Annotated in this window: 7 protein-coding genes and 1 pseudogene; 3 read left to right on the top strand and 5 right to left on the bottom strand. The window is 71.5% G+C overall.

Annotated features, from left to right (window positions below):
• Together ACIBW9_RS33035 and ACIBW9_RS33030 are read left to right on the top strand one after the other, a co-directional pair.
• A pseudogene (locus tag ACIBW9_RS33035) lies at positions 1 to 274 on the top strand (hypothetical protein); the annotation flags it as partial.
• 58 nt (positions 275 to 332) lie between these two features.
• The gene (locus tag ACIBW9_RS33030) at positions 333 to 1,595 is read left to right on the top strand and encodes a lanthionine synthetase LanC family protein (protein ID WP_398960690.1); all 1,263 of its coding nucleotides are present in this window, start codon (positions 333 to 335) and stop codon (positions 1,593 to 1,595) included.
• A 16-nt stretch (positions 1,596 to 1,611) separates the two neighbouring features.
• Here the strand turns inward: ACIBW9_RS33030 and ACIBW9_RS33025 are convergent, their stop codons facing one another.
• The 5 genes from ACIBW9_RS33025 to ACIBW9_RS33005 all read right to left on the bottom strand — a co-directional run bounded on the left by ACIBW9_RS33025 (position 1,612) and on the right by ACIBW9_RS33005 (position 8,372).
• A complete protein-coding gene (locus ACIBW9_RS33025; RefSeq protein WP_398960689.1) occupies positions 1,612 to 2,763 on the bottom strand; it encodes an XdhC family protein in 1,152 nt (383 codons plus the stop codon).
• 47 nt (positions 2,764 to 2,810) lie between these two features.
• Positions 2,811 to 4,268, bottom strand: a complete 1,458-nt coding sequence (locus ACIBW9_RS33020) for an NCS2 family permease (RefSeq protein ID WP_398960688.1) — start codon at positions 4,266 to 4,268, stop codon at positions 2,811 to 2,813.
• Positions 4,269 to 4,498: 230 nt separating this feature from the next.
• Positions 4,499 to 6,895 carry a xanthine dehydrogenase family protein molybdopterin-binding subunit gene (locus tag ACIBW9_RS33015; protein WP_398960687.1) on the bottom strand — a complete coding sequence of 799 codons (2,397 nt, stop codon included), beginning with the start codon at positions 6,893 to 6,895 and terminating at the stop codon, positions 4,499 to 4,501.
• A gap of 2 nt (positions 6,896 to 6,897) precedes the next feature.
• On the bottom strand, positions 6,898 to 7,482 hold the full coding sequence (locus ACIBW9_RS33010; protein WP_398960686.1) for a (2Fe-2S)-binding protein: 585 nt from the start codon (positions 7,480 to 7,482) through the stop codon (positions 6,898 to 6,900).
• Positions 7,482 to 8,372, bottom strand: a complete 891-nt coding sequence (locus ACIBW9_RS33005) for an FAD binding domain-containing protein (protein ID WP_398960685.1) — start codon at positions 8,370 to 8,372, stop codon at positions 7,482 to 7,484. The genes ACIBW9_RS33010 and ACIBW9_RS33005 overlap by 1 nt, the downstream gene beginning before the upstream one ends.
• Positions 8,373 to 8,716: 344 nt before the next feature.
• Between ACIBW9_RS33005 and ACIBW9_RS33000 the strand changes: the two genes are divergently transcribed.
• Positions 8,717 to 10,414, top strand: a complete 1,698-nt coding sequence (locus tag ACIBW9_RS33000; protein ID WP_398960684.1) for a PucR family transcriptional regulator — start codon at positions 8,717 to 8,719, stop codon at positions 10,412 to 10,414.
• The last annotated feature ends 75 nt before the right edge of the window (positions 10,415 to 10,489 follow it).

The raw sequence follows: 10,489 nt of genomic DNA, 5'->3' as shown, positions 1-10,489 counted from the left end.
GGGCAGTGGTACGACCTGGAGCCGGACGCACTGCGTGTCTTCGTGCTGCGGGCACCGGACGGCTGAGCCTGTGACCTGCGGTGCGGTTTGGGCGGGCGGTGCCGACTGCTCGCTGCGGCCCGGGAGACGGAAGGCGGCGGCCTCGGCTGGACGGCCGTCCCCTCTGACGGCGGCCGAGGTCGGCGGGCTGACGGGCGGCTGGGGCCGGGGGCAGTGGTACGACCTGGAGCCGGACGCACTGCGTGTCTTCGTGCTGCGGGCACCGGACGGCTGAGCCTGTGACCTGCGGTGCGGTTTGGGCGGGCCGTGCCGGTCCTGCAACAGTGGGCGCCATGACGGAAGTTGACGACACGGTGAAGGTGGACGAGGTCGAGGAGCTCGCGGCGGACGCCCTGCGCTGGCTGCTCGCGGCGGCACGGGAGACGGAAGGCGGCGGCCTCGGCTGGACGGCCGTCCCCTCGGACGACGAGCTCGACCCGGCGTTCTACGGCGGTACGGCCGGGGTGGTGCCGGTCCTCCTGGAGGCGCGCCGGCACTTCGGTGACGACTCCTACGGCGAGGCCGCCCTGCGTGCGGCCCGCAGCCTGACCGCGGCCGTCACCGACGTCGACGACGACTCCCTGTACTTCGGCCGCACCGGAATCGCCCTCGCGCTGCGGGCCGTCCACGACGAGCTCGGCGACAGCACTGCCGAAGCCGCCGCGGACCGGGCCCTGCACCTGGTGCGGTCGCGCTTCGACGGAACCCGCTGGGGCGAGCTGTTCGAGCTGATGGGCGGCAACGCGGGGATCGGGCTCGGCGCTGCGGAGCTGGGCGATGCCGAGTTGGCCGTACTCGCCCTGGAACCGTATCTGCGGACGGCCGAGAAGACCGCGGCGGGCGTGCGGTGGGCGCACCGTCCGGACCGGACGTCACGTCTGAACCACATCTCGCACGGCACCCTCGGTATCGTCGCCGCGCTGGCCCGGGTGGGCCGGGCGGCAGGCCGCGCGGACTTCGTGGAGGCGGCGCTGGCCGGTGCCGCGGACGTCGTGTCCCGCGACGAGAACGGCCCGGACGGCTTCCTGGTCCCGCACTCGGACCCGCTGTACCGCCCCGACGTGGTGCAGCGCATCAGTTACGGGTGGTGCCACGGCCCGGCCGGCGACGCCCAGGTCTTCCGGCTGCTGCGGGAGGTCACCGCCGACCCGGCCTGGGCGTCCCTCGCCGACCGCTGCTGGCACACCGTGACCCGCTCCGGGATTCCCGAGCGGCTGCGCCCCGGCTTCTGGGACAACAACGGCCGCTGCTGCGGTACGGCCGGTGTGCTCGCCCTGGCCTGCGACCGGATGGCCGAGCAGGACGACGACGCCGGCTTCGCCCAGGTCCTCGTGGCGGACCTCGCCGCCCGGGCGACCCGGGACGGCGACGGCACGCGCTGGTCGAACGTCGAGCACCGGGCCACCCCGAGCGCCCTCGAACCCCGCACCGGGTGGGCGATGGGCAACGCGGGCATCGTGCGGGAACTGCTGCGCTTCGTACGGCTCAGCCGCGGCGGCGACCCGGCGTACGCCTTCGGCTGGCCGGACCAGCCCCCTGTGCGCCGGACGGCCTGAGGCCGTCGCGTGCCGCTCAGGCCACCGACCCGATCCGCCCCGCCGGCACCGACGCCGTGTCGTGGTGGATCGGCGTGTGGGCCCCGGTGAGCGAGACCCCGCTGCCGCCGCGCCGGTTGGCGACGATCTCCGAGGCGATCGACAGGGCCGTCTCCTCCGGGGTACGGGCACCGAGGTCCAGGCCGATCGGGGAACGCAGACGGGCCAGCTCCAGTTCCGTGACGCCGACCTGGCGAAGGCGTTCGTTGCGGTCGAGATGGGTGCGGCGGGAGCCCATCGCGCCGACGTAGGCCACCGGGAGGCGCAACGCCAGCTGCAGCAGCGGGATGTCGAACTTGGCATCGTGGGTGAGGACGCACAGGACGGTCCGGGCGTCCACCGACGTCCGTCCGAGGTACTTGTGCGGCCACTCGACGACGATCTCGTCCGCCTCCGGGAAGCGGGTCCGCGTCGCGAAGACGGGGCGCGCGTCGCACACCGTCACGTGGTAGTTCAGGAACTTGCCGATCCGCACCAGCGCGGACGCGAAGTCGATGGCGCCGAACACGATCATCCGGGGCGGCGGTACGGAGGACTCCACCAGGACCGTGAGCGGGGCTCCGCAGCGTGAGCCCTGCTCACCGATCTCCAGGGTGCCGGTCCGCCCGGCGTCCAGGAAGGCCGCCGCCTCCCCGACCACCGTGCGGTCCAGTTCCGGGTGGGCGCCGAAGCAGCCCTCGCAGGAGCCGTCGGGGCGCACCAGGAGCGCCCGGCCCCGCAGTTCGGCCGGTCCCGACACGATCCGCGCGACCGCCGCCGCCTCCCCACGGGCGGCGGCGGCCAGCGCGGACGCGACCACCGGGCGGGCGGGATCACCGGCCCGTACCGGCGTGACGAGGATGTCGATGATGCCGCCGCAGGTCAGGCCGACTGCGAAGGCGTCCTCGTCGCTGTACCCGAAGCGCTCCAGGACGGTTTCGCCGTCCGCGAGCGCCTGTTGGCACAGGTCGTACACGGCGCCCTCCACACAGCCGCCGGAGACCGAGCCGATCGCCGTGCCGTCGGCGTCCACCGCGAGGGCGGCACCCGGCTGGCGGGGTGCGCTGCCGCCGACGGCCACCACGGTGGCCACGGCGAAGTCACGCCCCTGCTCGACCCACCGGTTGAGCTCCTCGGCGATGTCCAGCATCTCTCGGTCTCCTAACGGGGTTGGTGTGGAGGGCCATTCAAAGGCGTCTAGTGGACGCCCATCCAGCTCTCGATCGGATTGAGGGCGAAGTAGACCAGGAAGACCACCGTCAGACCCCACATGAAGGCCCCGATCTCCCGCACCTTGCCCTGGGCGATCTTGATGGCCACGTAGGAGATGACTCCGGCCGCGACGCCCGCCGTGATGGAGTACGTGAACGGCATGATCACCACGGTCAGGAAGACCGGGATGGCGGTGGCGCGGTCGGCCCAGTCCACATGGCGGGCGTTCATCATCATCATGGCGCCGATGACCACCAGGGCCGCGGCCGCCACCTCACCGGGGACGATCGCCGTCAGCGGGGTGAAGAAGAGGCAGGCCGCGAAGAACAGGCCGGTGACGACGGAGGACAGGCCGGTACGGGCGCCCTCTCCGACGCCGGTCGCGGACTCGACGAACACGGTCTGGCCGGAGGCACCCGCGAAGCCGCCGATCGCACCGCCCGCGCCGTCGATGAACAGCGCCTTGGACAGACCCGGCATCCGGCCCTGCTCGTCGGCCAGCTTGGCCTCGGTGCCGACGCCGATGATGGTGGCCATGGCGTCGAAGAAGCCGGCGAGCACCAGCGTGAACACGATCATGCCGACCGTCATAGCGCCGACACTCCCCCAGCCGCCGAACTCGACCTTCCCGAAGACCGAGAAGTCCGGCATGGACACCGCGCTGCCGTGCAGCTCGGGAGCACCGCTCGCCCACTGCTTGGGATCGATGACACCCAGTGCGTTGAGGAGTACGGCGACCACGGTGCCGCCGACGATGCCGATCAGGATCGCACCGGGGACGGCACGCGCCTGGAGCATGAAGATGACGAGGAGCGTGGCGGCGAACAACAGGACGGGCCAGCCCGCGAGTTCACCCGCCGGGCCCAGCGACACCGGAGTCGCCTTGCCCTGGTGCACGAAACCCGCCTTGACCAGGCCGATCAGGGCGACGAACAGGCCGATGCCCATGGTGATCGCGTGCTTGAGCGCGAGCGGGATCGCGTTCATGATCATCTCACGCAGGCCGGTGACGACCAGCAGCATGATGACCACGCCGTACATCACGCACATGCCCATGGCCTGCGGCCAGGTCATGTGGGGCGCGACCTGCGAGGAGAGCACACCGGAGACGGAGAGGCCAGCGGCGAGGGCGAGCGGCACCTTGCCGAAGAAGCCCATCAGCAGCGTGGTGAAGGCCGCCGCGAACGCGGTCGCGGTGATGAGGGCCTTCTGGCCGAGCGTGTCCCCCGCCGCGTCCTTGCCGGACAGGATCAGGGGGTTGAGCAGGAGGATGTACGCCATCGCCATGAAGGTGGTGATGCCACCGCGCACCTCGCGCCCGACGGTGGATCCTCGCTTGGATATGTGAAAGTACCGGTCGAGCCAGGACCTGCCGGCCGGGATACGGGTTCCTTCACCCGCATCGTCGGCGGTGGTCGACGGCTCCAGTGACTGCTGGGTCATGTGGGCCTACTCCCAAGGTTCACAGGGGCACCCGCGGTTGTTCTATGGGTTCGCGGGATTTGGGAAGGTGCTTCGGCCGCACGACCCGGGGGACGGCCCGAGACGAACGAACTCTCTGGTACTGACGGTGGTGCTGTGCTGCTTCAAGTGCCGCGAGCGGTGCGGTGCTTGAGTACTCCGGGCGGCGCGGCGAAGTGTGACGTTCCCGGCGCCGCCCGGAGAGACGGTGCCTACGCCGTTCCGGTGAGGTGCTCCGGACGTACCGGCGTGCGGTTGAGCTCCAGCCCGGTCGCGTTGCGGATCGCCGCAAGGACAGCCGGAGTCGAGGACAGCGTGGGTGCTTCGCCGATGCCCCGCAGCCCGTACGGGGCGTGGTCGTCGGCGAGTTCGAGCACGTCGACCGGGATGATCGGCGTGTCGAGGATGGTCGGCAGCAGGTAGTCCGTGAAGGAGGGGTTCCTGACCTTCGCGGTCTTGGGATCGACGATGATCTCCTCCATCACCGCGATGCCCATGCCCTGCAGGGTGCCGCCCTGGATCTGGCCGAGGACGGACAGCGGGTTGAGCGCCTTGCCGACGTCCTGGGCGCAGGCCAGCTCGATGACCTTGACCAGGCCGAGTTCGGTGTCGACCTCGACGACGGCCCGGTGCGCGGCGAAGGAGTACTGGACGTGGCCGTTGCCCTGGCCGGTGCGCAGGTCGAAGGGCTCGGTGGGGCGGTGCCGCCACTCGGCCTCGACCTCGACGGTCTCGCCTTCGAGGACGTCCGCCAGGTCGGCGAGTACCTCCCCGCCGTCGGTGACGACCTTGCCGCCCTCCAGCAGCAGCTCCGCCGTCGCCCAGGCCGGGTGGTACGTGCCGAACTTGCGGCGGCCGATCTCCAGGACCTTCTCGCGCACCAGCTCGCAGGAGTTCTTGACCGCGCCACCGGTGACGTACGTCTGCCGCGAGGCGGACGTCGAACCGGCCGAACCGACCTGCGTGTCCGCCGGCTGGATCGTCACCTGCGAGACGCCCAGCTCGGTGCGGGCGATCTGCGCGTGGACGGTGACGCCGCCCTGGCCGACCTCCGCCATGGCCGTGTGCACGGTGGCGACCGGCTCGCCGCCGACGACCTCCATGCGGACCTTGGCGGTGGAGTAGTCGTCGAAGCCCTCGGAGAAGCCGACGTTCTTGATGCCGACCGCGTAGCCGACACCGCGCACGACGCCCTCGCCGTGGGTGGTGTTGGACAGACCGCCGGGCAGCTGTCGCACGTCGGGGCCCTCGCTGGACTCCCACTGGCGCTCCGGCGGCATCGGCATCGCCTTGACGCGACGCAGCAGTTCGGCGACCGGGGCCGGGGAGTCGACCGGCTGCCCGGTCGGCATGATCGTGCCCTGCTCCATCGCGTTGAGCTGACGGAACTCGACCCGGTCCATGCCCACCTTGTCGGCGAGCTTGTCCATCTGCGCCTCGTAGGCGAAGCACGCCTGGACCGCGCCGAAGCCGCGCATGGCGCCGCAGGGCGGGTTGTTGGTGTAGAGGGCGATGGCCTCGATGTCGACGTCGTCGATGACGTACGGGCCGACGGAGAGCGAGGAGGCGTTGCCGACGACGGCCGGGGAGGCGGAGGCGTAGGCGCCGCCGTCCAGGACGATCCGGCACTTCATGTGGGTGAGCTTGCCGTCCTTGGTCGCCCCGTGCTCGTAGTAGAGCTTGGCGGGGTGGCGGTGGACGTGCCCGAAGAAGGACTCGAAGCGGTTGTAGACGATCTTGACGGGCTTGCCGGTGCGCAGGGCGAGCAGGCAGGCGTGGATCTGCATCGACAGGTCCTCGCGGCCGCCGAACGCGCCGCCGACGCCGGCCAGCGTCATCCGCACCTTGTCCTCAGGCAGGCCCAGGACCGGGGCGATCTGGCGCAGGTCGGAGTGGAGCCACTGGGTGGCGATGTAGAGGTCGACGCCGCCGTCCTCGGCGGGTACCGCGAGGCCGGACTCGGGGCCGAGGAAGGCCTGGTCCTGCATGCCGAAGGTGTACTCGCCCCGGACGATGAAGTCGGCCTTCTTGGCGGCCTCTTCGACGTTGCCGCGCACGATCGGCTGGCGGTGCACGATGTTCGGGTGCGGGACGTGGCCGATGTGGTGGTCGTCGCGGTTCTCGTGGATGAGGATCGCGTCCGGCGCGGTCGCCGAGGCCTCGTCGGTGATGACCGGGAGCTCGCGGTAGTCGACCTTGATCTTGGCGGCCGCGCGGCGGGCGGTCTCCGGGTGGTCGGCGGCGACGATGGCGACCGGCTCGCCGTGGTGGCGTACCCGGCCGTGCGCGAGGACCGGGGTGTCCTGGATCTCCAGGCCGTAGTTCTTCACGTCGGTCGGCAGGTCGTCGTACGTCATGACGGCGTAGACGCCCGGGGTCTTCAGCGCCTCGCTGGTGTCGATCGAGACGATCTCCGCGTGCGCGACGGTGGAGCGCAGGATCTGGCCCCAGAGCATGTCCTCGTGCCACATGTCGGACGAGTACGCGAACTCGCCGGTGACCTTGAGGGTGCCGTCCGGGCGGAGCGTGGACTCACCGATGCCGCCCTTGGTCTTCGAACCCTGGGTGACCTTGGTGGGAGTGCCGATGGGAGCACCGTTGGTGGGCATCGTCAGACCGCCTCTCCCTGCCGGGCGGCCGCCAGCCGGACCGCGTCCATGATCTTCTCGTAGCCCGTGCAGCGGCACAGGTTGCCCGACAGGGCCTCGCGGATGTCCGCGTCGGTCGGGTTCGGGTTGCGCTCGAGCATCTCGTCGGCGGCGACCAGCAGACCCGGGGTGCAGAAGCCGCACTGGACGGCGCCGGCGTCGATGAACGCCTGCTGGATCGGGGAGAGTTCGGTGCCCTCACCGGTCTGCGAGTCCTGCCCCTTGGCAGCCCACGTCTGGGCGTCCCGCAACGACGTACCGCAGGCGCCGGTCGCACAAGCGCCGTGCTCCGCACGCTGCTTGGCGAAGTCCGCCAGCCCCTCGACGGTGACGACCTCGCGGCCCTCGACCTGTCCGGCGGCGACCAGGCAGGCACACACGGGCACGCCGTCCAGGCGGACCGTGCAGGACCCGCACTCGCCCTGCTCGCAGGCGTTCTTGGAGCCGGGAAGCCCGAGGCGTTCCCTCAGCACGTACAGCAGGGACTCGCCCTCCCAGACGTCGTCGGCTTCCTGCGGACGTCCGTTGACGGTGAAGTTGACACGCATCACGCAGCTCCCTCAGTGGTGCGGCGGGCGCCGCGGTACGACTCCCAGGTCCAGGTCAGCGTGCGGCGCGCCATGACGCCCACCGCGTGCCGGCGGTAGCTCGCCGTGCCCCGGACGTCGTCGATCGGGTTGCAGGCGCCGGAGCACAGCTCCGCGAACTGCTTGGCGACCGACGGGGTGATGATCTTTCCGTTGTCCCAGAAGCCGCCCTCTTCGAGCGCCGCGTTCAGGAACTCCTCCGCGGCCTTCGCCCGGACGGGGGTGGGCGCCGCCGAGCCGATGCCCGTACGGACGGTGCGCGACGACGGGTGCAGGGCCAGGCCGAAGGCACACACGGCGATCACCATCGCGTTGCGGGTGCCCACCTTCGAGTACTGCTGCGGGCCGTCGGCCTTCTTGATGTGCACGCGCTTGATGAGCTCGTCGGCGGCGAGCGCGTTGCGCTTCACTCCGGTGTAGAACTCGTCGATGGGGATCAGCCGGGAGCCGCGCACCGACTCGACCTCGACCTCGGCGCCCGCCGCGAGCAGCGCGGGGTGGGCGTCGCCGGCCGGGGAGGCGGTGCCGAGGTTGCCGCCGACGCCGCCGCGGTTGCGGATCTGCGGGGAGGCGACGGTGTGCGAGGCGAGGGCGAGACCCGGCAGCTCGGCGCGGAGGCTCTCCATGATCTTCGAGTACGGGACGGAGGCGCCGAGCCGCACGGTGTCCTCGCCGACCTCCCACTCGTAGAGGTCGCCGATGCGGTTCAGGTCGAGCAGGTACTCGGGCCGGCGGTGGTCGAAGTTGATCTCGACCATCACATCGGTACCGCCCGCAATGGGCACAGCGGTGGGGTGCTCAGCCTTGGCGGCGAGCGCCTCCTCCCAGCTGGCGGGGCGAAGGAAGTCCATGACCGGCTCTCTTCTTCGTCTCGTGGGTCGTACGGATCAAGCCAGATCTGGTGCGGCGGGCCCGGCTTGTTCATGTGCTGTTTACGCGGAGTGGAGCCAGTACACAGCGCCGTGCTCCACCCAGGTCAGTCACGGAAACCATGAAGGAGTTGGCTGGCCAGGCCGGGCATCTTGTAGATTCGTATGAACGGAGGTCATCAGTAACCTCTTCGTTTTCCTGTAGAAACGCAGGAAACAGCCTGGCAATCAAAGGATGCGCCGTGCGCACCGGTCGCCGGGCTCCTCCCACCGACCATCCTCACGACTCATCGTAGATTTCGAGACAAAGAACGGCGGCGACGAGAATGCGGCTGCGCGCACTGCTGGACACCGACGCGCTGGGCCTCAGGCTGCTCGGCGGCGAGGACGAGCTGGACCGCACCGTGCGCGGTGTGATGACCACCGACCTCCGGGACCCCAGCCGCTACCTCTCGGGCGGGGAGCTGGTCCTCACGGGGCTCGCCTGGCGCCGCGACGCCGACGACTCCGAGGCGTTCGTACGGATCCTGGCGCAGGCCGGGGTGGTCGCGCTGGCCGCCGGCGAGGCGGAGCTCGGGGACATCCCGGACGACCTGGTGGTGGCCTGCGCCCGGCACCGCCTGCCGCTCTTCGCGGTGCACGAGTCGGTGGCGTTCGCGACGATCACCGAGCACGTCGTACGGCAGGTGTCCGGGGAGCGCGCCGGGGACCTCGCGGCGGTCGTGGACCGGCACCGGCGGATGATGACCTCCGGCCCGGCGGGCGGCGGCCCGGACGTGGTCCTCGACCTGCTCGGCTCCGACCTGGACCTGCGGGCCTGGGTGCTCTCCCCCACCGGGCGGCTGATCGCGGGCCCGAAGGTCGCGGGCCCCGGGCTGCCCGCCGAGACCTGCGCCGAGCTGGCCGCCGAGCACCTCGCCGCCGCCCGCACGGGCCGGCGCGGACCCCACCGGGTGACGCTCGGTGCGGCCACCTACAGCCTCTTCCCGATCCGCAGTTCGGGGCACCGCCCGGCGGCGGGGGGCGGGCGCTCCGCGCAGGCCTCGCGGGACGTGCGGGAGACGGTCCTGTCGGACTGGCTGCTGGCCGTCGAGGCGGACGCCGGGGACTGGCCCGCGGAGCGCCTTGACCTGCTCCAGGGCGTCACCCAGCTGATCTCGGTCGAGCGGGACCGCCGGGACGCGGCGCGCACGGTGCGCAGACGGCTGGCGCAGGAGGTCCTGGAACTGGTGCAGACGGGGGCCGCGCCCGCCGAGATCGCCGCCCGGCTGCGGGTGGCCGCGCCGGTGCTGCTGCCCGGCCTCGGGGCCGCCCCGCACTGGCAGGTGGTCGTGGCCCGGGTCGAGTGGGAGGGCGGCGACATCGAGGCGGGGCCGGTCGCCCAGTCGCTCCTGGAGGAGATCCTCGTCGACCCGCTCGCCACGGGCCCCGAGCCCTCCGACCGCATCGCGGTGGCCCACACGGGCGACGAGGCGATCGCCCTCGTACCGCTGCCGGCCGTCTCCACCGAGCACGACGGCTCGGAGTCCGGCATCCTCGCGGACGCGCTCCTGGACTCCGTACGGGACCCGCTGTCGGCCGGTCTGGACGGCGACGGACAGGTCACGCTGGGCGTCAGCGCGGCCGTGCACTCGGCGGAGGGGCTGCGCGGGGCGCTGGAGGAGGCGCGGCACGCGCGCAGGGTCGCCGCCGCGCGGCCGGGGCGGGTGTGCGCTGCGGGTCACCAGGAACTGGCCTCGCACGTGCTGCTGCTGCCGTTCGTCCCGGACGACGTGCGGCGGGCGTTCACCGCGCGGCTGCTGGATCCGCTGCGGGACTACGACCGGCGGCACCGCGCCGAGCTGATCCCCACCCTGGAGGCGTTCCTCGACTGCGACGGCTCCTGGACGCGCTGCGCGACCCGGCTGCACCTGCACGTCAACACACTGCGCTACCGGGTCGGGCGGATCGAGCAGTTGACGAGCCGTGACCTCTCGCGCCTCGAGGACAAGCTCGATTTCTTCCTGGCGTTGCGCATGAGCTGAGGTGCTGGGGCGGGCGGCACCATCACCGTTCCCGCCCCCTGTGGTGTCCCGCGACCCTGCCGCCTTCTCGGCCGT

The sequence above is a fragment of the Streptomyces sp. NPDC049541 genome, from assembly GCF_044465725.1.
GTDB lineage: Bacteria > Actinomycetota > Actinomycetes > Streptomycetales > Streptomycetaceae > Streptomyces.
This window is presented reverse-complemented; position numbering and strand designations above follow the sequence as displayed.